This window comes from Paenibacillus typhae (assembly GCF_900099765.1).
Lineage (GTDB): Bacteria > Bacillota > Bacilli > Paenibacillales > Paenibacillaceae > Paenibacillus_AQ > Paenibacillus_AQ typhae.
Genome location: NZ_FNDX01000003.1, coordinates 37601 through 61348 on the forward strand (window position 1 = coordinate 37601; position 23748 = coordinate 61348).

At 50.5% G+C, this 23748-nt stretch carries 23 protein-coding genes; 4 read left to right on the forward strand and 19 right to left on the reverse strand.

All coding sequences use genetic code 11. The features are described 5' to 3' along the window. Position 1: 1 nt before the first annotated feature. The 5 genes from BLR64_RS03560 to BLR64_RS03580 form a co-directional block, all read right to left on the reverse strand. A complete protein-coding gene (locus BLR64_RS03560) occupies positions 2-934 on the reverse strand; it encodes an ABC transporter permease (RefSeq protein WP_068726379.1) in 933 nt (310 codons plus the stop codon). A 215-nt stretch (positions 935-1149) separates the two neighbouring features. Beyond that, complete coding sequence (locus tag BLR64_RS03565) at positions 1150-2868, reverse strand: peptide ABC transporter substrate-binding protein (protein WP_090712288.1); 1719 nt, start codon at positions 2866-2868, stop codon at positions 1150-1152. 150 nt (positions 2869-3018) lie between these two features. After that, positions 3019-3405: a DUF3397 domain-containing protein gene (locus BLR64_RS03570; protein WP_090712291.1), complete on the reverse strand. Its 387-nt coding sequence runs from the start codon at positions 3403-3405 to the stop codon at positions 3019-3021. A 6-nt stretch (positions 3406-3411) separates the two neighbouring features. Further along, a complete protein-coding gene (locus tag BLR64_RS03575; RefSeq protein WP_090712292.1) occupies positions 3412-4386 on the reverse strand; it encodes a ketopantoate reductase family protein in 975 nt (324 codons plus the stop codon). Positions 4387-4551: 165 nt separating this feature from the next. Then, on the reverse strand, positions 4552-5202 hold the full coding sequence (locus BLR64_RS03580) for an RsfA family transcriptional regulator (RefSeq protein ID WP_068726386.1): 651 nt from the start codon (positions 5200-5202) through the stop codon (positions 4552-4554). Positions 5203-5540: 338 nt separating this feature from the next. Here BLR64_RS03580 and BLR64_RS03585 point away from each other — a divergent pair, with 338 nt between their 5' ends. Beyond that, positions 5541-5777 (forward strand): DUF2626 domain-containing protein, encoded by a 237-nt coding sequence (locus BLR64_RS03585; RefSeq protein ID WP_068726388.1) that lies wholly within the window; start codon positions 5541-5543, stop codon positions 5775-5777. Between the two features lie 220 nt (positions 5778-5997). Beyond that, complete coding sequence (locus tag BLR64_RS03590; protein WP_090712294.1) at positions 5998-7125, forward strand: coiled-coil domain-containing protein; 1128 nt, start codon at positions 5998-6000, stop codon at positions 7123-7125. Here BLR64_RS03590 and BLR64_RS03595 read toward each other — a convergent pair. Both BLR64_RS03595 and BLR64_RS03600 read right to left on the reverse strand, forming a co-directional pair. Continuing rightward, positions 7117-8361, reverse strand: a complete 1245-nt coding sequence (locus tag BLR64_RS03595) for an ABC transporter substrate-binding protein (protein ID WP_090712296.1) — start codon at positions 8359-8361, stop codon at positions 7117-7119. The two genes, BLR64_RS03590 and BLR64_RS03595, sit on opposite strands and share 9 nt — an antisense overlap. A 403-nt stretch (positions 8362-8764) precedes the next feature. After that, positions 8765-10096 (reverse strand): PhoH family protein, encoded by a 1332-nt coding sequence (locus BLR64_RS03600; RefSeq protein ID WP_068726393.1) that lies wholly within the window; start codon positions 10094-10096, stop codon positions 8765-8767. A gap of 111 nt (positions 10097-10207) precedes the next feature. Between BLR64_RS03600 and BLR64_RS03605 the strand changes: the two genes are divergently transcribed. Continuing rightward, a complete protein-coding gene (locus BLR64_RS03605) occupies positions 10208-10789 on the forward strand; it encodes a YhcN/YlaJ family sporulation lipoprotein (protein WP_090712298.1) in 582 nt (193 codons plus the stop codon). A 67-nt stretch (positions 10790-10856) separates the two neighbouring features. Here BLR64_RS03605 and BLR64_RS03610 read toward each other — a convergent pair whose 3' ends face one another. The 12 genes from BLR64_RS03610 to BLR64_RS03665 form a co-directional block, all read right to left on the reverse strand. Next, on the reverse strand, positions 10857-11312 hold the full coding sequence (locus BLR64_RS03610) for a PNPOx family protein (protein ID WP_090712300.1): 456 nt from the start codon (positions 11310-11312) through the stop codon (positions 10857-10859). Between the two features lie 99 nt (positions 11313-11411). Then, on the reverse strand, positions 11412-12491 hold the full coding sequence (locus BLR64_RS03615; RefSeq protein WP_090712302.1) for an LCP family protein: 1080 nt from the start codon (positions 12489-12491) through the stop codon (positions 11412-11414). Between the two features lie 82 nt (positions 12492-12573). Continuing rightward, positions 12574-12870 carry a YlaH-like family protein gene (locus BLR64_RS03620; protein ID WP_090712304.1) on the reverse strand — a complete coding sequence of 99 codons (297 nt, stop codon included), beginning with the start codon at positions 12868-12870 and terminating at the stop codon, positions 12574-12576. A 148-nt stretch (positions 12871-13018) separates the two neighbouring features. Then, positions 13019-14863, reverse strand: coding sequence for a translational GTPase TypA (gene typA, locus BLR64_RS03625; RefSeq protein WP_090712306.1), 1845 nt, complete (start codon positions 14861-14863; stop codon positions 13019-13021). Between the two features lie 205 nt (positions 14864-15068). Beyond that, complete coding sequence (locus BLR64_RS03630; protein WP_090712308.1) at positions 15069-15581, reverse strand: hypothetical protein; 513 nt, start codon at positions 15579-15581, stop codon at positions 15069-15071. A gap of 188 nt (positions 15582-15769) precedes the next feature. Continuing rightward, entirely contained in the window at positions 15770-16432 is a 663-nt protein-coding gene (locus tag BLR64_RS03635; protein ID WP_090712310.1) for a TerC family protein, read from the reverse strand. A 100-nt stretch (positions 16433-16532) separates the two neighbouring features. After that, entirely contained in the window at positions 16533-17819 is a 1287-nt protein-coding gene (gene thiI, locus BLR64_RS03640) for a tRNA uracil 4-sulfurtransferase ThiI (RefSeq protein WP_090712312.1), read from the reverse strand. A gap of 3 nt (positions 17820-17822) precedes the next feature. Next, positions 17823-18974: a cysteine desulfurase family protein gene (locus tag BLR64_RS03645; protein WP_090712314.1), complete on the reverse strand. Its 1152-nt coding sequence runs from the start codon at positions 18972-18974 to the stop codon at positions 17823-17825. Positions 18975-19117: 143 nt separating this feature from the next. Continuing rightward, on the reverse strand, positions 19118-19825 hold the full coding sequence (locus BLR64_RS03650; RefSeq protein ID WP_090712316.1) for a lytic transglycosylase domain-containing protein: 708 nt from the start codon (positions 19823-19825) through the stop codon (positions 19118-19120). Positions 19826-20024: 199 nt separating this feature from the next. Beyond that, entirely contained in the window at positions 20025-20432 is a 408-nt protein-coding gene (locus tag BLR64_RS03655; protein ID WP_090712318.1) for a hypothetical protein, read from the reverse strand. Positions 20433-20444: 12 nt separating this feature from the next. Continuing rightward, complete coding sequence (locus BLR64_RS03660; RefSeq protein ID WP_208607126.1) at positions 20445-20669, reverse strand: DUF1540 domain-containing protein; 225 nt, start codon at positions 20667-20669, stop codon at positions 20445-20447. A 229-nt stretch (positions 20670-20898) separates the two neighbouring features. Beyond that, positions 20899-21396: a YpuI family protein gene (locus tag BLR64_RS03665; RefSeq protein WP_068726411.1), complete on the reverse strand. Its 498-nt coding sequence runs from the start codon at positions 21394-21396 to the stop codon at positions 20899-20901. Positions 21397-21849: 453 nt separating this feature from the next. On the opposite strand from BLR64_RS03665, the gene BLR64_RS03670 reads away from it, so the two are divergent. Continuing rightward, positions 21850-23748, forward strand: coding sequence for a S8 family peptidase (locus tag BLR64_RS03670; RefSeq protein WP_090712320.1), 1899 nt, complete (start codon positions 21850-21852; stop codon positions 23746-23748).

Here is a 23748-nt window from a genome sequence, read left to right on the forward strand (position 1 = left end):
GTTAGTCCCCCTTTCTGCCAGCAAGTTTGATTCGCGGATCAATGGCAACATAAGCAACGTCCGTAAGGAAACGTGCAACCATCAAAATGACGCCGTAGAAAATGGTGATCCCCATAATAATCGGATAATCACGGGTATTAATAGCTTGAACGAACTGTTTACCAATACCGCCGATACCGAAGATTTGTTCGATAACGACCGATCCGGTAATAATGTTTGCAGTCATTGGTCCCACATAAGTGATTACCGGCAAAATACCATTACGCAATACATGGCGGGATACAATCGAAAACCAGCTGAGGCCCTTTGCCTTTGCTGTCTTGATATAATCGGAATGTAATACCTCCAGCATACTGGAACGGGTAAGACGGGCTATTACCGCTATCGGGGATGCAGTGAGTGCCATTACCGGCAGGAAATAATTCATCGGCCCTTTGAAGCCCATTACAGGGAATATTTTCCAGTGATAAGCCAGCAAATATTGAAGCAATGAAGCCACAACAAAGCTCGGTACCGCAATACCGAGAACAGCTAAAACCATAGCGACATTATCAATCAGCTTCCGGTGATACAGCGCCGCAAGCATCCCCAATGCTACACCTACAATTATTGCTACAATAATAGCAACAACCCCAAGCTTAAGTGATGAGGAGAAGGTCTGTCCGATAATGTGGGTTACATCCTGATTCAGCATTTTCATTGAAATGCCCAGGTCACCCTTCAGAATGTTTTTCAGGTAAAGCACGTACTGCTCCAAGACGGGCTTGTCCAAATTATACTGCGCATACAAGCGCTGCAGAATTTGTTCAGGAATTTTTTTCTCGGATGTAAACGGATCGCCCGGAATTGCTTTCATTAGGAAAAAGGTTGCAGAAATCAATACAAACAGCGAAACAACCATGTGGAGAAATCTGTTGAAAATATAACGAAACATGCCCGTCATCACCTCCTTCGACATTTTTTTACTTACCTATTGTAAGGAAAAAACATCGATTTGTCTATTTGACCAAATATCCATTTTTTCCAAATAATCACACTTAGTACCTTATACAAAAAAAAGGGATATATATGGAATTCCACATATATATCCCGAAGTAATATAAGAACTTCAGACTATTATATTACTGTATTAGGTTAATTTAATTTATCCTAGTGCTCGAGAAGATAAGCACGGGACAGATCGATTGCACCACTGAAGTCGAGAGTAACACCTTTGAGGTACTCTTTAGTCAGGGAGTTGTTTGTGTAGTAGTAGATTGGAATGACAACCATGTCATCCATCAGGATTTTTTCAGCAGCTGCGAACTTCTCTTGACGAACTGCATTGTCTGCAGAAGTCTTAGCTTCTTGGATCAGTTTATCGTAGTCAGCATTGGAATAACCGCTATCGTTATTACCGCCGCCAGTTACCCACATATCCAGGTAAGTCATTGGATCATTGTAATCCGCGGACCAGCCGGCACGTGCTACTTGGTAGTTCAGGTTGTGTCTGTCTTCGATGAAGACACCCCACTCTTTGTTTTCCAGCTTAACTTCAACGCCGAGAGCTTTTTTCCATTGGTCAGCGATGGCTACAGCAATTTTCTGGTGGCCTTCACTTGTGTTGTAGGTAACTGTGAATTCAAGTTTATCCAAACCTTCTTCTTTCAGACCTTCATCAAGCAATTTCTTAGCTTCTGTAAGATCTTCAGTGAAGTATTGGGAATCAGCAACTTGAGCACGGTATTCCTGTTCATTACTTTGGATACCTGGAGGTACGAAGCCGAATGCCGGCAGTTGTCCACCCAGAGTGATGTTATCGATAATTGGCTGACGCTCAATCGCCATTGCCAATGCTTTACGGATCTTAGCATTAGTGAAAGGTTTTTCGGTTACGTTGAACTGGTAGTAGTAAACGCTCGCGATACCTTTTCTTGCAAATTCGTTAGGAAGTTCTTTTTCAACGATTGGCAGCTGTTCAGTTGGAATTTCACCAATTGGACCGCCTGCACGGTCAAGCTCACCGTTCTTGTAGCTGAGCAGCTCAGTTGCGCCACTGTTTACGATGGAGAAGTTGATTTGTTGTGCTTTGATATCATCAGCAGCGTAGTAAGATGGATTCTTAGTTACTGCCAAGGATTGACCAGTAGTCCATTCAGTCAATGTGAAAGGACCGTTAGTGATTTGTGTATCCACTGCAGTTGCCCATTTAGCATTGTCCTTAACAGAGCTGTGTACTGGATAGTACGTATAGAAAGACAGCAGACCCAGGAAATAAGGTGTTGGGTTAGCCAGAGTTACTTCAAGCGTTTTTTCATCGATTACTTTAATACCAACCTGGCTGAAATCAGTGATTTTACCAGTGTTGAAATCTTCAGCGCCTTTAATGTAGTACAACTGGTAAGCATAAGGGGCTGCTTGTTCAGCATTTGGATCAAGGACGCGTTGCCATGCGAAAGCGAAGTCGTTAGCAGTTACAGCGTCACCGTTGCTCCATTTGGAATCACGAAGATGGAAAGTGTACACGAGGCCGTCAGCGGAAATATCCCAGGATTCTGCAACGCCTTCTTCAGCTTGTCCTGTTTCTGCATTTTGACGGGTAAGTCCTTCATACATCAATTTCAGAATAGCATTAGATGTGCTATCTTGAGCTTGTTGCGGATCAAAAGTAGGAGGCTCAGAGCTCAAATTAATTTTAAGCGTCTGGTCAGCAGCCAACTTCTCTTCACCAGTGTTACCTGTGTTCGTGCCTGCATTGTCACTCGGCGCATTAGTCGCCGCTGTGTTGTTGCCGCTGCTTGCATTGTTGTTACCGCCGCAGCCGGCAAGCACTGTGCCGATTACGAGAACCAATGCAATCATGAGCAAAAGACTTTTACTCTTTTTCATCTAGCAGTTCCCCCTAAATAGAATGTGGTATATGGTTTATGATTATACAACCAGTGGTCAAAAAAATCTAGAGCAATATTTTCTGAAAACACATTTTTTTTAAAACTTAAAAATTTTGTGACAGTGACGCTTCACCGGAGCAGTGGAACATTACATCGCTTGTGATATGTATTGAATAAGGACAATGAACAAAAAAAGTACATAAAGAACACCCAAAAAAAAGAACGCCAGCCGCCAAACCGCCCGGAATAGCCGCCTTCCATCCACCTTCCCTTTGATCCGGTTCTGGGCTCCGCCAATCAGTCCGGCGGATATTAATACAATAAGCAGTATAAAATAAAACCCGAATTTAGCATTGAAGAGAAGATTAAATAATGCCGAAACCGAAAGCAATAAAAATAAAGTCGTCACATCCATTGCCAGCAGCAAAGTCTTTTTCTTATCCTTCCTGAGCCCGATTCCGATGAAATAGACAATTAAAAAAGGAACAACCGGAATGACACCCAATGTGACAAATGAATTTTGCAGCAGCTCCAAACAGCGTCACCTCTCTCTCGCACTCATGCCTTCGACAAGCTGGCAAATCCAGCGGTGCAGTGGAACCTGAATTCCCCGGCGCTCAGCCATCTCCACAATACTGCCGTTAATCCAGCGGATTTCCGTCTCCCTTGAGGCAAGTACATCGGCCAGCATGGAGGAGATATTGTCCGATGTAGCCCGGCATACTTCAAGGATATGCTCCCAGGCATCTTCTTCATAGGCAATTCCGCAGGCATCATAAACGGCAACTGCTTCGGCATACAATTCCTTCATCAGCTGCACCCGCTGCCCGGAGGCCAACAGCCCGCCGTTCTGTATGCGCCACACCGCGGTCAGCGGATTGATCACAGCATTGATCAAGAGCTTCCGGTAAATCAGGGTATTCACTTTGTTCGACATAGAGGCGGAAAATCCTGCTGCCAGGAGGGCATCCGTAAAACTTCTTGCAGCTGTGTATGACAGCCCGTCCGTTTCAGTATTAGTATGACCATCGTCTTCCTGCCCTATGTATATTTCTCCTCTTCCGGTATGAATTACTTCCGTAGAAGTTTCTCTCTTGGCTCCATCAGTAGTCACTGCAGCCCACACTAAGGCATTCGGCAGCAGCTGCCGGAGCTTCTGAAGATGGCCGTACCCGTTTTGAAAGCAGACAACATTCATGCTTCTGCTATACAAAGGAGCCAGTATTTTCGGCAGCTCCTGATGAAGAGCCTCCTGTTTGAGTGTAAGTGCCACCCAGTCTCCGGGCTCATGCAGATAAGTATCGGCAAAGGCATTTGCGGAGGAAGCAAAAAACGCCGTTCCCGGAATAACGATGGGTGCAGCCCTGTCCCGGGAGCTGACCGTTAATCCGTCTTTATTGAGAGCATCGGCCTGTTCTTTACTCCTGCACCATAATCTGACGTCTTGTCCGGCATGGATCAGTCTGCCTGCCAGCAGCAGTCCTATTGATCCCGCTCCAATAATATCTATTTTCATGAGCGCTTACGCATCCTTCCAATAATTTCCCCCATTATAGCCTGCTGCTGACCGGAAATGCAAAGCACCTGCTATAACAAACGTATTCTTTATGAATAAAACAATAAAAAGCCGCAAAACGCTTGCCTTTCGGCATTCGTCAGCAGCTTTTAACGGGGAAGAGGACTATTCCATCCGTTCCAGGTTTCCGTTTGCATCCATTTTAAACCTTGTTTTCATTTCTTCTTCTTCTTCATTCAAAAAGGCCAGTCTGCGCGCCCGGTCCATGATCTGGATCAGCGCCTTGTAATCATCATTGACGACGCGGTAATCGCTTTGAGCCAGGTTAACCTCTTTGGACAGCCGCTCGTTCTCCGCCCGGAGCTCCGTCAGTTCATCTTCCTTATCCCGGAGATCGCGTTCCAGCATTTTCAGCTGACGGCCCGCCTCCTGAAAGGTCCCTTTCCACTGCCTGAGAAACCGGATGACCGCATCAATAGATAAGGAGCTTTCATTCAGGTTGTCACTTCGGCCGTACTCCTCTTCAATGTCACCAAGAATCAGGCCGGCTACCTGAGCTCCCCTGTTTACCGGCTGTTTTTTCAGATAACTCCGCTTCTGGCGCTGGCCTTTGGCGATGCCGATGGCATCCTCATAGCTTTTACGGACACAGCTGTTCCAGCGGAATCCGCAGGCTGCCGAGGTTCTCCCGATTTTTTCCCCCACCTCTTCAAAAGCGGCAAGCTGGGTACTGCCTTCCCGGATATGACGCAGCGTTATTTCGGCCAATATCAAATCATCTTCCGCACTCCAAGCATCCTGTCTAACGGCTGTCATAAAGCCTAACCCTCCTAACAACATCTTGAAATAACCATCTTCATAACCGGCAGCTCCGCCGGATAGTGAATAGGGATAAAAGCTGCTTACTCCATTTCTATGCCCCTGATAGAGTTCATAGAATCTATTTGATACTAAATTGTATTTCCATTTTGTCTCCACATCATACGCACAGCGTTACATTTTCCCGTTAAAGAATATGTCAACAGCAAAAATCATATTTATTATATAATTACATATTTTTTTCATTGTATTCGTTTACAGTTTTTTGACGAACAGGTATAATAGATCCAAAGAGGTGCTTTTCGGGAATCATTTCTAAGAAGGGGGATACTCTCTTGGACCGTATGTTCCGCGTATTGGGATTCTTCACACTCGTCATCGGGCTCATGGCTTTCGCTGGCGGTTTGACTGAAATGGCTTTACTCTTCTTTTTGCAGACCGCTTTTTTTGTGGTGCTGGGTTATATGAAATTTACCGAAAAAACGTATATCCTGCTCTTCTGGGGTTATATGATCGTAACGTTCACGGGATTCAGCTACTGGACAGTCTTTCAGATGGGGCTGCCGCTGTAACATTGATAATCAGTTCAAAACGGAGGTGCTCCTTGATTCAAGGAACAGCCTCCTTTTTTTGAAAGGCCCGCAAAGTAACGGATTCGGCTTCTTTCGTCAAGGCTCCACTTTGTGGGGTTATTTTGTATGTGCTCTTATAAGGAAACAGGGTATGATATTTTAACAGGACAAAACATAGTATTAGTACATACCCGTCTATTCCGCAAAAGGTGGTGGTGTAGTGCTCTTCCGCAACAAATCAATGCGAAGGTTTGTCATTGTGTTCATTCTTATACTGCTTACTATACTTCCGCCAGCGTCAACAGCCTATTTATCAGCAGGCGCCCCTTCGGCCGCCTCTCCGCCCTCCTTCCCGGATAATGAAGAGACGCGCAGACTGCTGGAGCAGACGCTGTCTTCTGCTGAAATTGAAAAAGAAATCGCCCGCATTACTGCCCAGCAAGCCGATCTTGAGCGAAAAGCAGAAGAGCTGAAGACTCAGGCTGCTGTCAAGCAAACGGCTATAGCTGACCAGCAGGAGCGTGCAGGTGCCATTATCCGTTCTTATTATACGGGTGAAAGGGACGGGCTGCTTGCCGCCGTTCTTTCTGCAAGAAGCATCAGCCGCGTACTTGCCCTGTATGACTATTATGAAATGATTATCAGGCGGGACCATGATATTCTAAACGAGTATGAGGAGGATTATAGGGCTCTGAAGGCGACGCTGACGGCTGCTGAACGCAGTTCAAGAGAGCTAGCGGAGCTAAAAAGCGCATTGCAGGAGCAAAAAATCCGGGTCGCGAAGCTGAATGAGGAGATTGAGGGCGGCATTCGGGCCAGCAGTGATCCTGAAAGCATGAGTGCGCTTTTGAATGAGTTCACGAAATATTGGGAGAACATCGGATTGCATGAGGTAAAAATCTACTTCAAGGCGTTGTCCTCAGCCATGAACCGGCTGCCCCAGTTTATCCAGGGCCGCGAGGGTGTCCTGACCCGCAAAGGAATGACTTATAACCTTACGCTGAGGGAAGAGGATTTGAATGAATTTCTGGTGTCACAGAATAAGCTGTTTAAAGATTTCGGCTTCCGGTTTAATGACGGCAGTGTTATCGCCACAGGCTCAAGCGGCGGTTTGACCCTGACCCTAACCGGCCACTACTCGATCCAGGAAGAACCCGTGAACGGTCTGATGTTCCACATTGATAACGTCGTGTTCAACGGGCTGGAGCTCCCGGAATCGACACGCCAGGATCTGGAGGATGAATTCGACCTTGGCTTTTATCCGGGTAAAATCGTCTCATTCCTGAAAGCGAATGAGGTAGAGAGTAAAAATGGTGTGCTCTATGTGAAGCTGGGCATTTCATTCTGATTCCAGGCTGATAGAGGACTTGTACCCTGCTGCATCAAGCTTGCCGGTCAGCAGCAGGGTAACGGCTGCAGAAACGGCATCCCAGCTGCCACCCGCCGGCTGCTCAGTGATCTCATCCTCCGTTAACAGCAGGTTTCCGTCAAACGGCAGACCCGCAATCTCCGGCAGACCTGAACGGTATAGCTCCTCCAGCGCCGGCAGCCGCCGAGTATTCTCCAGCCATTCCATCTGTGCTGTAGGAGAAGTGATGTATGCCAGCCAGTTGACTGCAGTTTCCGGATGGGCTGAGCCCGCAGGGAGTGCAAAAAACCTGCTGTGCATCGCTTCATAACCTGCACTTCCTGCCGTACCTCCCGGGGCTGCGGCGGAGAGTGAAGCATTCCCGTGCAGTCTCCATTCGGATAGCGGAAGCGCAGCGACTGCAAGCCTGCCGCTCTGGAGCATGTCCCACATCTCCGGATTAAACCGGCTGCTTAGATAGAAATAACTGCGGGCAACCTGTACCCACTCCAGAACAGAAGTATAATCCCCGGTCATCCTATGTCCCATACTTTCCAGCAATGCAGAGAAGCCATATGGATTACGGCTGTCCATGGCAAGCAGGTACTGCTCTTTCCCGGGCTCTTTCTGCTGCTGTTCACGCAGCTGGTTCAGCATCAGGCTCCATTCCTCCAGACTTGCCGGCGCTTCAGCAAAGCCCAGCTCAGCTAAGTGCTGCGGGGAATAGACCAGTACATAAGGATCTACGTCGAGCGGAATCCCCCAGTCGTAGCCGTTCCATTGCATCTGCGGAATGAGCACCGTCAGCGGTGCACTGCCCGGCACACTCTGGTAGACATCCACCGGCAGCAGAAATCCCCGTGTCGCCAGGTCGCGGATATTCCGGCCATCGGTCATAATAATATCCGGGCTCTCCCCGGTCGTCAGCTCCTGTTTGAGCATCTCGGCATTTTCTTCTTTGTCAGCATTGCTGATCAGCACCTGGATTCCAGTCGATAATGTATAGTTGCTGCTGATCCGCTGCAGCTCCTTCAGTTCCGCACCGCTCATCGACACACGGATATTCAGGCTGGTTACACTGTCCTTTTCTCTTGAATCCGGCTGTTCGGACAGGCTCTGCGGCTGTCTGGGCGGGTCCGATCCTTCCGAGGTGTCCAGCTCCATGCTCGGCGACAAGCTTGTCAGCGCCAGCAGCAGTACCGCGAACAGCAGCCAATAGTTTTTGCGTTTCAGCATGGTTCTGTCCTCCCGTCTAGTGATTCCTTCCCTATTTTACCAGATGTCGGCGCCTATGTCTTCGTGGCTTTGAAAACGTTCTCTTTCTATTATATATGTAGCGGGGCGGGATGCTGAAAAGATTGCTGCCGCGACAGGAGGATACATTCCAAGAAAGCTTTGGACTTCCAGCCGCTGTTGTCTGCAGATTTCCAGATTATATACCGCTGTTCGCGGTTGAAATCCGCAGACAAAGGCGGACGCTTCCGCTCCTCCAGTTCCAAACTTCCTTTCCATTCCTCTTATCGCAAAAACAATCTTAAAACCTCCCGCCCCGCAGCGGGGCGGGCAGGCAAAAAGCCGGGAGGTAAATCTCCCGGCTTTTTATGCAGTCCCGGACTTTTGCCCAGGGGGCTGCATGTATTTACAGCAGATCTGCAGCCAGCTGGGCCAGGCGCGAACGCTCGCCTTTTTCCAGAGTGATATGGCCGCTGATGCCCTCCTGCTTGAATTTTTCAACAATATAGCTGAGACCGTTGCTTGCCGCATCCAGGTAAGGGTGGTCAATCTGCTCGGGGTCGCCCATGAGGATGACCTTGCTTCCCTCCCCGGCACGGGAGACAATCGTCTTTACCTCATGGCGGGACAGATTCTGCGCCTCATCGATAATGATGAACTGTGACGGAATGGAGCGTCCGCGGATATAGGTGAGCGCCTCGACCTGGATGCTGCCCAGGCCCATCAATATTTTATCGATATCGCCGGCTTTTTTGGTATCGAACAGGAACTCCAGGTTATCGTAGATCGGCTGCATCCAGGGACGGAGCTTCTCATCCTTTTCGCCGGGGAGATAGCCGATATCCTTACCCATTGGAACTACGGGCCGGGCAATCAGCAGCTTTTTGTAGCGGTGCTCATCCTCCACCTTGAACAATCCGGCTGCCAGGGCCAGCAGTGTCTTGCCTGTACCCGCCTTGCCGGTGATGGTAACGAGCGGGATATCCTCATTCAGCAGCAGCTCAAGCGCCATCCGCTGCTGGGCGTTGCGGGCGCTGATGCCCCAGACTGCGTCATTGCCAAGGTAAAGCGGCTCAAGCCGGGAGGCATCACTGTTCACTTTGAGCAGGGCCGACTTGCCGCTGCCGATTTCATCCTTCAGAATAACAAACTCATGCGGATACAGCTTGAAAGACAGGTTCAGCTGCTTTACGGACAAGGAGCGGTTGCTGTAATATTCATCAATCAGCGACGGATGAACCAGCAGGGACTGATAACCGGTATACAGCTCGTTCAGGTCGCCGGTACGGTCGGACAGATAGTCCTCCGGCGTTATGCCAAGCACATCCGCTTTGATGCGGACGAGCACGTCTTTACTTACGAGTACCACAGGGCGCGGTTCAGCTTTTTCGTTCTCCTCAAGGAGATAATTAAGCGCTACAGCCAATATCCGGTTGTCGTTGGAGACCTCCCCGAACATTTCCTGTACCTTCACGAAGCTGCGGTGGTTCAGTTCCACCTTCAGCGTCCCTCCATGCTCCAGCTCCACCCCGCTATGCAGGTGGCCCAGCTCACGGAGTCCGTCTAACAAGCGTGACACGGTTCGGGCGTTGCGGCCGATTTCGTCGGCGTTGCGCTTCTTGGAGTCGATTTCTTCCAGAACTACAGCCGGAATGACTACTTCATTCTCCTTAAACGCAAAGATCGAATTGGGGTCGTGCAAGAGCACGTTAGTGTCTAGTACAAATATCTTTTTCATGATATCCCCTCCACAGCGCCTGGTTTGATTGATCATACCTCATACATAACTCTTTTCAGCAAGGGCAACATAAGGTAAAGTACTGATTTTTGACTGAAAGGAGTATTTCATATGAGAAAATCAATGTGTCTGTTGCTGGTACTGCTGCTGCTGACAAGCTGCGGTAACGCCAATAAAGAGTCATCACCCTCTCCTCAGAGTAAACAATCGCCTGAAGTGTTAAGCAGCCAGGGGGAGCATGGAGTGCAGCAGCTGTCAGATGACAACACTGCCGCCCTCGATAACAACAGGGAGTCCGGAACCGGACAACCTTATGACGTCCAAGACAACAATGATGTTGCACTGAAGGATCATTTTGAGCAGCTGGCTTTAAGAGTGCCCGGTGTAAACGGAGCCCACTGTGTCGTCATGAACAACCTGGCCGTTGTCGGCATTGATGTAGACGGGTCGCTTGAGCGCTCGCGGGTCGGAAGCATCAAATATTCGGTAGCCGAGGCAATCCGTAAGGATCCCCGCGGGGTAAAAGCACTGGTTACGGCCGATATGGATCTCTCTGGCCGGCTGGATGATATGAGCCGCCATATGTCGCAGGGTAACCCGGTTTCCGGATTTGCCTCCGAAATGGCAGATATTATCGGCCGGATCATCCCTCAGCTGCCTGAAGATACGAAGCCTCAAGGCAATAATCAATAAAGGCTCTGCCGCTGATCACTCCCTTATATTGGTATACCGGGTAGACAAAAAAAGCCTAGTGACAGTATCACTGGGCTTTTTGCATGGCGGCAAACACTTGTCCGTCCAGCTTCTCAGCTGCACGTGCATCGTATACCTTCGCATATTTTGGGGCGGACTCAAGCTGTGCGCCATAGAAAAGCGCATTGCGAACCGCTTCAATTTCAACATCAAAACAGCACATCTTAAAAGGCACATCGGGCAGCGGATCCAGCTTAACCGCAGCGCGCCCGTTAATGGCATGAACGGTCCCCTCTCCGAAAACCGTAATGGTCACCAGCGGGTTAACCTTCATATTGTTCACCAGCCTCGACCGGTGGTCAATCGAAAGACGTAAGACAGAAGGACTCACGGCATAGACCCAGGAAATGGCTGTAGACGTTGGGCCTCCGGATTCCGCATCCACCGTATTAAGAAGAACAAAGGTTTCCGATTGCAGCATCGATAGCAGGGATTCATTGAGCTGAGCAACGGCTTCGGACATAAGTACAGGCCCCCTATGCGGCAAATGTGCATTCAATTTATTATATTATAGCACACGCGTAAACTTGCATTCAATTTAGAGATGTTTTCATGAAGCAGCTCAAGGTGTTTCAGAGGCTGCTGCTGAACCTGCAAGTGTTGCCTGAAGGCTTTGCTTGGCATTCTCCAGCTCTGTATCGTTAATATACACATACGGGCTGCGCCAAGTTCCTGTTACCGGCACAAAAGCAATATTCTCTTTGGAAATCTTCCAGTAGGTAGCAATCATGCTTTTAATCTGCTCATTCTCAATATCGGTTTCCAGATTGTTGCCGACAGCATCCATTACATTGCCGATTTTGAGTACACCGCCCAGTGACTGCATCTGCCCGACCAGCGCATTCAGCACCTCATTCTGGCGCTTGTTGCGGTCAAAGTCATCCGAGCCTTCCGTTTTCGGGCTGCAGTTGGACTTGCGGTACCGCACATAATCAAGTGCATCATCCCCGTTCAGCCGTGCCGGACCTTTTTTGAGATTGATATCGGTTCCGTCCACACTGTCCGTATAGCACATATCGGCGCTGATATTCACATCCACCCCGCCAAGCTCATCCACAATATCCCGGAAGCCCTGGAAATCAAGTACCGTGACATAATCGATATCAACGTCCAGGTATTTGCCCATCATCGTCTTCATCTCATCTTCGGCTGATATGCCGGAAGTGTCCTCTTTGGCTTTAAACCTTGCATAATAGGCATTAATCTTGTTCTTCTTATACCCGCTGAGCTCCACATACGTATCACGCGGCAGTGAAACGACCGTTGCCGATTTCGTATCCGGGTTCAGCGCAGCCACCATAATGACATCCGTCAGATTGGAGGGATGCTTAGGACGGTTATCGGTTCCCAGCAGCAGCATGGTCAGCGGCTTCGCAGAAGCAAGCTGTCCGCTGTCCACCGCCTGATCGGTACCAAAACCGCCCTTCTCGAATTTGTAGTACAGGTATCCGGCATATCCCAGTCCGGCAAGCACGGCAATCAGCACCAGCATCAGCAGTACTCTGATCAGCCTTGCAAAAAAGCTGCGCTTTACAACTTTTTTCTTCTTCGTCTTGGTCTGCGGGGCAGTACGGTTCTGTTGTCCTCTGCCTCCCTGTGGTCCGTTTGATCTTGGAGGAAGGCTTCCCTTGCTATTACTCATAATGGAATAAAGTCCTTTTCATTTCACATAGATTTTGGTTCAAGCTACAAGCTTAGACGAAAACCGGAAGCAAAAGTTGCGTTTACCGGTTTTTGTCCGCCGCAGCAGCCTTCCGTCTCTGCCGGGCTTCCACCATATAGCGGACCCGCACCAGCAGCATAAGCCCTACTGCAACCAGCAGGCACTGGATAATCGGCAGCTTGTCATGCTGAAAGATCAGCAGCATGCCGGAGCCGAGCGCCATCATCAGATACAGCACAATCTCCTTGCCGATTGACAGCTTCTGATTGACACGGAAGACACGGTTATACACATACGTCAGCAGAACAAAAATGACGATATAAGCGACTATCGGATGATCAGCGAACCAGCTCTGCACAGCCCGTCACTCCTCCCGGAAATAGATGTCGCATCCATTATATCATTTATATCATTCCTGCCGTCATTAATCTTTAAATTTAAGCAAAGCACCGCAGGACACAAAAAAAGCCGCCGGATTCCACATCCGGCGGCTTATGGCTGTCAGCTTAAGCCTGGCTGGCCTGAGCCTGCTTACGCTGCTTCTCTGCACGCTCGCGCTCGCCCTTGTTCAGGATCTTCTTGCGCAGACGTACGGATTTAGGCGTGATTTCGCAATATTCATCATCATTCAGGTACTCAAGGGCACCTTCCAGTGAGAACAGACGCGGAGTTTTCATTTTTACCGTTTCATCCTTGGTGGCAGAACGCACGTTGGTCAGTGCTTTTTCCTTACAGATGTTAACGATAATGTCGTTATCACGGGTATGCTCGCCGACGATCATGCCTTCGTAGATGTCAGTACCCGGCTCAAGGAACAGGATACCGCGGTCTTCAACACCGATCATGCCGTAGAACGTAGTTGTTCCGGTTTCGCTGGATACCAGCACGCCCTGGTGGCGTCCGCCAACCTGGCCGCCGATCAGCGGAGCATAGCTGTCAAACGCATGGTTCATTACGCCATAGCCGCGTGTCAGTGTCAGGAAGTGTGTATTGTAACCGATCAGGCCGCGTGCCGGAATCAGGAATTCCAGACGTACCTGGCCGGTACCGTTGTTGATCATGTTCACCATTTCAGCTTTGCGTGTTCCAAGGCTCTCCATAACAGAACCCATGCTTTCTTCAGGGATATCGATCAGCAGGCGCTCAAGCGGCTCCATCTTGGCGCCGTCGATTTCCTTCACGATAACCTCAGGCTTGGAAACCTGCAGCTCATAGCCTTCACGGCGCATATTTTCGATCAGGATACCCAGGTGAAGCTCACCGCGGCCGGATACGATAAAGGCGTCAGGGCTGTCTGTTTCGTCTACACGCAGGCTGACATCTGTTTCAAGCTCCTTGAACAGACGCTCGCGCAGTTTACGGGAGGTAACCCATTTTCCTTCTTTACCTGCAAACGGGCTGTTGTTCACAAGGAACGTCATTTGCATAGTAGGCTCGTCAATCTTCAGAACCGGCAGTGCTTCAGGGTTAGCCGGATCGGCAATCGTTTCACCGATGTTGATATCCTTGATCCCGGCAATAGCGACGATATCGCCTGCACCGGCTTCTTCAGTTTCAACGCGCTTCAGGCCCTGGAAGCCGAACAGCTTCTCAATACGGGCGGTTTTGCTCTTGCCGTCGCGCATAATAACCGTTACGGACTGGCCTTGCTTGATCACGCCGCGGTTAACACGTCCGACAGCAATCCGTCCCAGATATTCATTGTAATCCATCAGTGTTACCAGGAACTGCAGGGGCTCGTCAACTTTTTCGGTTGGTGACGGGATGTACTTCGTAATGGTGTCATAAAGTGCCTGCATGTTATCATCCTGCTTCTCAGGATCCAGGCTTGATGTGCCGTTAAGCGCGGAAGCATAGACAACCGGGAATTCCAGCTGTTCGTCGTTCGCTTCAAGTTCAATGAACAGGTCAAGCACTTCGTCAATAACTTCCTTAGGACGGGCAGCCGGACGGTCAATCTTGTTCACGACAACGATCGGAGTCAGGTTCTGCTCCAGCGCTTTGCGCAGGACGAACTTCGTCTGCGGCATGCAGCCTTCATAAGCATCAACAACGAGCAGTACGCCGTCAACCATCTTCATAATCCGTTCCACTTCGCCGCCGAAGTCAGCATGGCCCGGGGTATCTACGATGTTGATCAGGAATTCTTTATAGGTAATGGCAGTATTTTTGGCAAGGATGGTAATTCCGCGTTCCCGCTCCAGATCGTTGGAGTCCATTGCACGTTCCTGCAGGGTTTCATGGGCGCTGAAAATACCGGATTGCTGCAGCAGCTGATCGACAAGTGTTGTTTTACCATGGTCAACGTGGGCAATAATCGCGATATTGCGGATTTCTGTTCTTGAATGCATGATTTGTATCCAAATCCTCTCATTTATCAAATTAAAAATGTTTAAATTCTTAGCATGTCACGGCAATCTCACAAAAGAAGCGCCTGGCAGAAAGCCGACGCTCCAACATTTCTTAATTCTATAGTGAAAGCACCATGAAAAGCAAGTCTTTTTATGAAAAAACGATTTCCAGCTCCGTGTAAATTTTCTAGTTCGTACAGCCGCTTTACCAGCCGCCGTTCCACTTTTTCCGGCTTCCCCGTTTTTTGCGGCCCGACATCAGCCAGATTCCCGCAGCTACCAACACAATACCTAGCAGATATAGCGCACCTGTACCGATCATGCTGAACACCAGCAGAACAACGCTCAGTGCCCCGAGAATGACTGCAAAAGCTGTGAGGCCTCCCGTCCTTGCCGGGGAATAAAAGGCATATTCATACAGGCCGACAGCAACCCCGAGCAGCAGCACCGGCCACAAATGGCGCATATAACCCCAGCCCCAGGTATTACAGAAGCCGAACAGCAAGCCGTAAACCGTCAGAATGCCTGCCGGAACCAGCACAACTGCCGAAGCCCTCTTGCCGAAAAAAAGCACATGCAGGAACAGGCCTGGAATCAGAATTACGAGCGGCCATAAAGCCCGTCCGAGAAATCCGAATACCCCCAGCTTTCCCAATAAAATGATAAGGCCGGCGGCGGCAATGAATATCCCCAGTTTCATGTCTTTATTTGATGACATTAATTCACCTATCCCTTCATCGTTCACTTCTTTTCGCTGGATTTCTTTTATATTTTAGCTGAAACTGCCATAAAACGCCATCATTCAGCAGTTATTTCTCTTTGAAAATTGCACCTTCCTGCAGAGCGGCAAAAAGGCTGCACCGGAGCTTTTTCAGCTTCCGGTACAGCCCTCATTATTACCGCTTCTTAACTGGCTGATACCAGCCGTTTCCTGAACGCGCCTGTCAGGATAACAATGATGCCCAGAGCAATTGGCAGGAAGGTGTGATAGGAAGGCAGGAAGAACGAGATCACGAGCCCGAACTTGGCATCCTGCAGCAGCATATCCCCTGCCGTATGGGCAAGAATGAACGCGCCGATGTAGACAAGAATTGGAAAACGGTGCAGCCAGCTTACAATAATACCGCTTCCCCACACGACAATCGGAATACTGAGCATAATGCCGATAACAATCAGGGCGAGATCCCCTTTGGCTACTCCGGCAATGGCAAGGACATTGTCAAGGCTCATGACGAAGTCGGCCAGCAGAATGGTGCGGATGGATCTCCAGACGCTAGAGCCCTCATCACGGACTGTAACCTCATCCTCTTCCTCCAGCAGCAGCTTGAACGCAATCCACAGCAGCAGAATTCCTCCGCCGGCTTGAATATACGGGATCTGGAGCAGCAGCACTGCGGCAAAGGTCAGCACGCACCGCAGGGCCACTGCACCTGCCGCACCCCACCAGACTGCCAGTTTCCGGTGCTTCTCCGGCAGGTTTTTGCTGGCCATTGCGATTACCATCGCGTTGTCCCCGCTCAGCACTAGGTTGATCATCAGTATTTCACCAAGCAGAACTATCGAATCCATAGGTTTCTTACCTCCCCGGGCTACATGTATTACATGTATGTCCACAGCGGGCAAGCTATGCTTCCTGTCCGATTATTTATAAGGAGCAGGCAATGCTGACCTAGAACCATTCCTCCTGCAGCCCGGACTGGGCTGGCACAAGATCTTGGGGCTTCTCATCACCGTACGGTGTAATGGTAATCGTCTCCGTGCCTGTGACCGCCTCATCCAGCCGTGCAGAATATCCGGGCAAAGTCGCTTCAATCTTTTCAATGATCCGCAGGTTCGGGTTGGTTGTGGGCGATTTCGGAACAAACAAGGTGCAGCAATCCTCATAAGGCAGAATCGACAGGTCGTACGTTCCGATTCTCTGGGAAAGCTCCACAATCTCACTCTTATCCATCATCACCAGCGGGCGGAGCAGCGGAAGAGCAGTGGCCCGGCCAATGACGTTCATGCTGGACAAGGTCTGGCTGGCCACCTGCCCCAGGCTGTCTCCCGTTACGACAGCAAGCGCGCCTTCCCGCTCAGCCAGCCGGGTGGTGATTCTCAGCATCGCCCGGCGCATCAGCGTAATGATCAGGTTATCCTGTCCGATTCCGGTAAAAGAGGTCTGCACCTCCGTAAACGGCACCAGGTGCAGCTTGATTACCCCTGCATAACGCGACAGCACACGCGCGAGATCAACAACCTTTTGGCGGGCAAGCTCACTTGTATAAGGATAGCTGTAGAAATGGACACACTCCACCTCAAGCCCCCGGCGCATGGAGGACCAGGCTGCTACCGGGCTGTCTATGCCGCCGGACAGAAGCAGCATCGCCTTCCCGTTCGTGCCCAGCGGAAATCCGCCTACACCTTCAATCTGGTCGCAAAAAATATACGTTGACCCCTCACGGATCTCCAGCTTCAGCTCAAGCTCAGGTGACTTTACATCGACCAGCAGCCCCGGATAACCCTGCAGCAGCGGGGTGGAAATCAGCTTATTCATCTCAATCGAGCCATGCGGGAAGTCCTTCCACACACGGCGCGCGTTCACCTTGAAGGTTGTCCCCTGCGGCGGGGCGATGATCTCCAGGAATCTCCGGCTGGCTGCCAGAATATCGTCAAATTCCGAGCGTGAGACCTTGACCGGACTGATTGAAGCGATGCCGAATACATTCCTCAGCGCCTCCGCCAGCTCACCAGCAGGCTCACCGTTCAGTGTTACATAAATCCGCCCGAATTCCTTGCTAAGCACAGCCTTCGGATAGGGCTTTACCATTTCCTTGACATGGCGCAGCACGGTCTTCTCGAACCTGTTACGGTTCTTGCCCTTCAGCGTAAACTCCCCGAAGCGCAGCAGCAGCATATCGGCATATTCAATACTGCTTCCGCGGCCTTCCGCGGCTTCAGTCCTATTCTCTCTCATTCATCAGTCCCTGCCTCTCTCCACAATCTTCAAAGCCTGTACAGCGGATAGCAGCGCCTGCTCCAAGGCCTCAATATCCGCCTGCGTATGAGCATCCCCCAGGCTGATACGCACACCGCCAAGCGCTACTGCGGCATCCCTGCCCATGGCCAGCAGAATCCGGCTCGGTTCAGCCAGCCTGGAGGAACAGGCGGAGCGGGTAGAAACCGTCATCCCCAGCTCCTCCAGCTTGCGGGCCATCACCTCTCCATTTACGGCCGGATAGGAAAAATGCACAATATGCGGCGCTCCGTCCCTGCTGCTGTTCACTGTAAACTCGGGAACTCCCGACAAAAACGCCAGCAGCCGTTCCCGCAGCGGTGTTATCTGCTTATTATAGGCTTCCCTGTTTTCTGCCCCCATACGGACCGCCTTGGCAGAAGCGACGATAGCAGGTACGTTCTCCGTGCCTGCCCGGCCCCCCTGCTCCTGCGACCCGCCGGTAAGCAGCGGGAACAGCGAAACGCCCTCCCGCACATAAAGAATGCCTACACCGCGCGGACCGCGGAGTTTATGGGCAGACAGGCTGTACAGATCCGCCTGCCATTCCTTCAGCTCCGTAGCCAGCTTTCCGAAGCCCTGTACGCCGTCCACATGAAACAGCGTACGGTGATTGGCTGCCTTGACCAGCCGTCCGATGTCCTTAAGCGGCTGCACCGCCCCTGTCTCATTGTTGACATGCATCACGCTGACCAGCACCGTATCCCGCCGGACTGCTGCAGCAATTCCGGCCGGATCTACCACTCCCGTGGAGTCAGGTGCCACAAACGTCACCTCCCAGCCAAGGGACTGTAGCTGCTGGCAGCTCTCATATACTGAAGGGTGCTCGATCTGCGTGGTAACAATATGGCGTCCCCTGCCCTGATATTGCAGGGCTGCCCCTTTAACTGCCAGGTTATTGCTCTCCGTGGCTCCTGATGTGAACAGGATTTCATGAGGTGCTGCACCTAGTGCGGCGGCACATACCTCTCTGGAGCGTGCAAGCAGCCGTTCCGCATCTCTCCCTGCACGGTGCAGCGAGGAAGGGTTGGCATAATGCAGCCTCATAATCTGTTCCATCGTCTGGACTACTTCCTCATACGGCGGGGTTGCTGCGGCATAATCCCAGTACAGCATATATTTAAGTTCTCCTTTATCTTGTCAACTAATCAGGATTATAGAATACCTCATTGTATAGCCCATATAAAGTCCGGGCCGAAAAAAAAGACCAAACGGACATCTCCCGCTGCAGAGTGCGGAAACACCGTTTGATCTTGTTATTATAGCGCGTATTCGGCGCGGGCGCGTTCTATTTTGGTAATATAGGCCTGTGTTTCTTCTGGAAGAAGGCTCAGCTTCTGCATCAGCTCCTCGTCATTGCTGACGCCAAGCTTGTTCACCCGTCCGGGTCCGGCATTATAGGCGGCGAGCGCCATCTTCTCTTCCCCGTCATAACGCTTCAGCTGATAGGATAAGTAGCGCACACCGCCGTCAATATTTTGGGCCGGATCGAACGGATCCGATACGCCAAGCCCGTTCGCTGTTCCATCCATCAGCTGCATCAGCCCTTTGGCTCCCGCCGACGAAACCACATTCGGATTAAATGAGGATTCCGTATCGATCACAGCCTTGATCAGGTCAACCGGTACGCCGTATTTTGCACTTGCCGTCCGAATCAGCTCTTCGTAATCTGTCGGCACACTCTCTACGGTTCCTCCGGATATGCTGCCGTAACCGACGTTTGCTGCACCAAGCTGCTGCCAGATCAGGCTGCTCAGCGCCGTACTGTCTGCAAGTGCAGCCACTCCCGGAAGACTGCTCACTTCCGCAGGCTGTGCAGAGAGCTGCTGCAGGACTGCGGCGAATTCAGCTCTGGACGAGCTCTGGGCTTCAGCCGCGCCTGTTCGGGCCGGAAGTCCGCTGCTTGAACGCAGGTTCACCCACTTCAGCTGCCCAAGTCCGCTTGCTGATGCTGAATCGATACTCATTTTTGTACATCCTTCTTTCTGGTTTAATCTTTATATAAATATCCTGGTGGGAAAAGGCTCTATTTTAAATTTGAGATACGCCTTTATTTTACAATTCATTCATCATAAATGCTATATATCGTCAAGAAAAAACAGACTTCCGACCCTCATAGATAGGTCTAAAAGCCTGTTTCGTTCCTGCATTTTCTTGTTCCCGGCATTACCTGGCAAAGGGTATCATTACAAAATAACTTAATGTAGACACGATCCCCAGTCCCATCGCCCAGGCTCCCGCTGTTTTCTGCCCGCGGGAATAGGCACTGTAACCAAGAACAACCGCCACGGGTCCGGCAATAATGGACCAGATGAATAACGAAACGACCCCGAACCCCAGAGCGATATAGCCCATTGTCCTGCTGTCGTTATGCTCGCCAGCCGACTGCCGGACCTCTGAAGCATTATTGTCGCTGGTTCCCGGTTGACGCACCAGAGGCGGACTCACCTCGGCAGCATATTCCTCACGGTGTACCGGGTCGCGTCTTGGATAATCCACACGGCTGCGCGGACGCAGGATTACTTTTCTGCGCCGTGACGGGTCAACCTTAGTTTCCTCATCATTAGATTCCATTAGCCATCCCCCCTACTCGCCCGGCTTAAAGGTCAGACAACAGGTTGCAGATGAAGTGCCCGCATGATCATGATGATCGCCGCGGCTTGTCATCTCTTCGGCGAATTCTTCCTTGAAGGCGCTGCCCGCATGCTTGTCGATTTCAATAACGATCTCTTCAGCCCGGCATACATTTTGCGAACCCCAATAATGGCAATTGCTTACGCTGCATCTTACAAGCGGTTTGGCGTTTGACATGATTATCATCACCTCGGTATCATTATGTCCCTGCTCCTGCGTCTGTATGCGGATAGGGAATGCCACCTGCTGGTGGAGCAGGCAATGAGAAGCTTATAAACAACCAAGCGCCGTTCAGCGCTGCGGATGAACGATGTGATACAGCAAAAAGAGACCGGACCTGCCATATGCCATGGCAAGCACGATCCCTTGAGCAATTATAGCTATGGAGCTGACGGTCCAGTGCAGGCTATACCTGATTCTGCATCCGTTTTTCTGTCAGATAATCGTTTTCGTAGTAGCTGAGATCATCCCGCAGCTCTTCGTACACCTTGGTAATTTCCATAATAATGTCGCGCGCCGGACGGACCGGCTTTTTGCGGAAGCGGATGGCATCCTGGCCTGTGTAAGCGTAACGTCCGTCTTCGGAATAGCTTTCATTTTTTGGATAAAAGAAGTTGTTCACTCCGTAATGATATACGTTGTAAAGCGCTTTTTGCGCGAAATCCTGATCAAACGTGGCACGCCGCAACGCAACCCCGAGCTTCTCGTAAGACATTTCGGAGAAGACCAGCAGATGGCGGAGATCGGACAGAAAGCCTTGATAAAATGCTGCTGTTTCCTCATCCTCTTCCGTTACCAGCTGAGGCAGCGCATGGGTGTTCAGGAATAGTTCCATTTTTCCGATTACGGATTTCAGTTTTTCTCTCGTCGTTTCACATAGTTTCTGCACATTAGCTGCTGACATGGCGGTTGCTCCCCCTTATTAGTCCTTGCTCTTAGTGTTGGTAAAGACAGGTATTGCCAGGAATACTTGATCTCATCCCGGCCTCAAAAAGACGGTGCAAGCGGTTTATTTCTTGAAAATATTATAACAAAAACTTCATTCAATTGATACGCAGCCTGGACTGGCCGTTAAATCAGTTTGATATCGCGGATGATTTTGTTGCAATATCAAGGGGCTGAACAAGCTGTTTAATCAGTTTGATATTATAACAAAATCTTCATCGATGCACCTCTGGGGGGACCGGACCGCTCTTTAGCGGATGATTTTGTTGCAATATCAAGAGGCTGAACAAGCTGTTTAATCAGTTTGATATTATCACAAAAATGGGGGACACGGTACCCTTTTCTGTGATGCATAAAAGCGGCGCTCTCTTCTAACCCTACAGGTATACGATACCTAGAAGGAGCGGAGAATATGTCCCGAAAAAATCTAACCGTCGCCGGTCTGATGACCGCTGCGTTCACCGTGATCCTGCTTACTTTTCTGCTTCGTCCTGCCGAAGAAGCGAAGCTGAAGCAGGCAGCCCTTCCCCCCGTTCCAGGTCCCCCGCAGGAGAAAACAATGAAGAAGACCTCTCTTGTGCAGGATGTCAGCGCTACCGACCGCCTGAACCGGACCGATGTCAGCAGACACCTGCGTACAATGCTCGCCGAAACGCATGGTGCAGCCCCGCGGGATATATCAGCATATGCCAAGCGCCTGCAGCAGGGACACGGGCATATCACCATGCTGATGTGGATCGATTACCGGACCCATAAAACCAGCACCTTCAAATCCTCGCTTCCCGAAGGCACTGACCAGGAGAACAAACAGCTGCTGAAATACCTTAATATGGCAAAATCAGCGATCAAAGGCCATCAGTCCTATGAATCACCTTCCTTTATTATCGGAGACAAAAAATATTATTTTATGGCCCAGCGTGACCAGGAAGGCCATATCGGCGTAATCGCGTTAATCAGCCAGAACATTCTGGAGCGCGTTGCCGATCATCAGCTCAAGAACCTGCGCCTGATCCCTTACCCTAAGGAGGGCAAATACCGGGTAGAATCGGTTCATGCCGATACCCTTAAGGATATTACGGTAAAAACAGGCCATGACAACGAGAACGCCAGCCATTTTTACGAAAATGAAATTGTCGTCCGCTTCAAAAACGGCCACCCTACACCCGGCCAGCTTCAGACGATATCTGCTGATATCCGCTGCAAGCAGCCGCGCAAACTGGGATATGCTTATATTTTCCGCTCGGACAAGCTGAACTACTCCCAGCTCAAAACCTACTTTGCGTATAAATGGAGTCCTGAATATACAGAGCCCCACTATATGTATTTAACCAATGATACCTCTTACGAAAATACCGGGACTGGAGCCGTTACGCCAAATGATCTGCTGTTCTCCACCTACCAGTGGAACCTGCCGGCTATTGAAACGGAGCAGGGCTGGAATTTATCGAAGGGCAGCAATGAAGTGATCGTCGCCGTTGTAGACACGGGGGTTCAAGCCTCCCATCCTGATCTGCAGGGCCAGCTGCTGGCCGGATATAACGCCATTAGCAGCGGTTCTGCTCCGGATGATGATGTAGGACATGGAACGCATGTGGCCGGGATTATCGGGGCTATAACCAACAACGAGGAAGGTGTGGCCGGCATCAGCTGGTACAACAAGATCCTTCCGGTAAAAGCGCTCGACAACTCCGGTGCGGGTACAACCTATTCCGTTGCCGAAGGCATTATCTGGGCAGCCGACAACGGGGCAAAGGTCATTAACCTTAGCCTTGGCAACTATGCCGATTCACAGTTTTTGCACGATGCGATTAAATACGCCTATGACAGGGATGTCGTCATCGTCTCCGCTGCAGGCAATGACAACACGGAGCGGCCCGGTTACCCGGCTGCTTACGAGGAAGTACTGGCTGTAGCCGCAACGAACTCTGCCGGGGAAAGAGCTTCCTTTTCCAATTACGGGGATTATATTGATGTCGCCGCTCCCGGTGAGAGCATTGCCAGCACCTATCCGGATAACCAGTATGCCGCCCTCTCGGGAACGTCCATGGCCAGTCCGCATGTTGCTGCGCTTGCCGGGCTGATCCGTTCGCTCAATCCGGCCTTAACCAACAATGAGGTTATGGAGCTGATGACCGCAAATGCCGTTGATCTTGGCGAGGCCGGTCATGATAAGTATTACGGCTGGGGCCAGGTTGATATCTACAAGACATTGCGGGCCGCGGGAGGAAGCGATGTGCCGCTGCAGCTGTTTCCGCAGCATGTCGGCCAGCAGCTGAAGAGTATGCGCGAGAAGGCGGATACTGCCCATTAA